At 61.8% G+C, this 1,614-nt stretch carries 2 protein-coding genes; both read right to left on the minus strand.

Annotation, left to right across the window (positions count from 1 at the left end):
• Positions 1–1,427 (minus strand): phosphoenolpyruvate--protein phosphotransferase (gene ptsP, locus F1379_RS29430; protein ID WP_150276040.1); only part of this gene is annotated, 1,427 nt, incomplete at its 3' end.
• On the minus strand, positions 1,420–1,614 hold a 195-nt coding region (locus F1379_RS29435; RefSeq protein WP_150276041.1), incomplete at its 5' end, for an HPr family phosphocarrier protein. The genes ptsP and F1379_RS29435, both read right to left, overlap by 8 nt.

Genomic DNA, 1,614 nt, shown 5'->3' on the forward strand with positions numbered 1-1,614 from the left:
GGCTGGTACAGGTACGACACCTGCTCGTTCATCCGGTCCGCCGCCATCGTGTACTGGATCAGATCGTTCGTGCCGATGCTGAAGAAGTCCACTTCCTTGGCGAACTGGTCAGCCAATACGGCCGTCGACGGAATCTCCACCATGATGCCGAGCTGGATGCTGTCCGAGACCTCATGGCCTTCCCCGCGGAGCCTCTCCTTCTCTTCCAGCAGCAGGTCGCGCGCGGCGCGGAATTCGCCGAGCGTTGCGATCATCGGGAACATGATCCGCAGATCGCCGTGGGCGCTCGCTCTCAGCAGGGCCCGCAGCTGGGTGCGGAAGATGTCCTGACGGTCCAGGCAGAGCCGGATCGCCCGGAAGCCGAGGAACGGATTCATTTCCTTCGGCAGCTCCAGATACGGCAGCTCCTTGTCGCCGCCGATATCGAGCGTGCGCACCACGACCGGCTTGCCGTTCATGCTCTCCAGCACCGTGCGGTACGCATTGTACTGCACCTCCTCGGACGGCAGCTTATCGCGGCCCATGTACAGGAACTCGGTCCGGTACAGGCCTACGCCTTCCCCGCCGTTCTCCAGCACGCCGGCCACGTCGTTCGGCGTGCCGATGTTCGCCGCCAGCTCCACATGCTTGCCGTCCTTCGAGACGGTCGGCTCCTCGCGCAGCTTCTTCCACTCGGCGATTTGCAGGTTGTAGGCTTCCTGCTTCTGCGTGTACTCCGCCACTTCGGCTTCGCCCGGGTTAATCAGCACATCGCCGCTCAGCCCGTCCACGATCACCAGATCGCCCGATTTCACGGCGGACAGCACGCTCTTCGTGCCGACGACCGCCGGAATTTCCAGCGAACGGGCCATGATGGCCGAATGGGAGGTCCGGCCGCCGATGTTGGTGGTGAAGCCCTTGACGTACTTGCGGTTCAGCTGTGCCGTATCCGAGGGCGTCAGGTCCTCGGCGATGACGATGACCTCCTCATCGATCTCCGCCGGACTCACATAAGTGATGCCCAGCAGATGGTTCAGCACGCGCTTCGTCACGTCGCGCATGTCGGCGGCGCGTTCCTGCAGGTAGGCGCTCTTCATGTTCTCGAACATGCTGATGAACTGGGCGGCCACTTCCTGCAGGGCATAGTCCGCGTTGACTGCTTCCTCGCGGATTTTATCCTGCACAGGGCTGATCAGCTCCGGATCATCGAGGATCAGCAGATGGGATTCGAAGATCTCGGCCTTCTTCTCGCCGAGCTCTTGCAGTGTACGCTCCTTGATGCGCTGAAGCTCCCCCTTCGATTGCTCAAGGGCGGCCTCCAGCTTGGCGATTTCCGCATCCACATCGCTAACGGAGGTCTTCGTGATCGTGTAGTCCGGATGCTCCAGGATAAACGCGCGGGCGACGGCGATGCCGGCGGAGGCCGCGATTCCTGTGAGTTTATTCATGAACCTCGCCCAGCCCTTCCTTAACCATCACTTCCTGCAGCGCAGCCAGCGCTTCAGCTTCCTGTCCGCCTTCGGTGATCAGGGTCAGGGTGTCGCCGGTTTCCAGCCCCAGGGACAGTACGCCCAGGATGGATTTCAGGGTTACCTTCTTGCCTTTGGCTTCCGCGAAGGCTTCCGTGTCCTTGAA

The organism is Paenibacillus tepidiphilus (assembly GCF_008635795.1).
Classification (GTDB): domain Bacteria; phylum Bacillota; class Bacilli; order Paenibacillales; family Paenibacillaceae; genus Paenibacillus_AQ; species Paenibacillus_AQ tepidiphilus.